Consider the following 213-nt stretch of genomic DNA (forward strand, 5'->3'; position numbering starts at 1 on the left):
CATCCTGCACGACCCACCACTAACTCAGTTAGTAAGTAGTATCCAGCGTAGTATCGGGTGATTAGCTCAGCTGGGAGAGCACCTCCCTTACAAGGAGGGGGTCGGCGGTTCGATCCCGTCATCACCCACCACTCGGGGCGTTAGCTCAGTTGGTAGAGCAGTTGACTTTTAATCAATTGGTCGCAGGTTCGAATCCTGCACGCCCCACCAACT

Annotated in this window: 2 tRNA genes; both read left to right on the forward strand. The window is 54.5% G+C overall.

Annotated elements, in window-relative coordinates:
* The first annotated feature begins 55 nt into the window (after positions 1-55).
* A tRNA-Val gene (locus JSN25_RS12350) sits at positions 56-131 on the forward strand.
* 3 nt (positions 132-134) lie between these two features.
* Positions 135-210 (forward strand) — tRNA-Lys (locus JSN25_RS12355).
* Positions 211-213: the final 3 nt, after the last annotated feature.

It is taken from the genome of Citrobacter cronae (assembly GCF_016893685.1).
Taxonomy (GTDB): Bacteria; Pseudomonadota; Gammaproteobacteria; order Enterobacterales; family Enterobacteriaceae; genus Citrobacter; species Citrobacter werkmanii.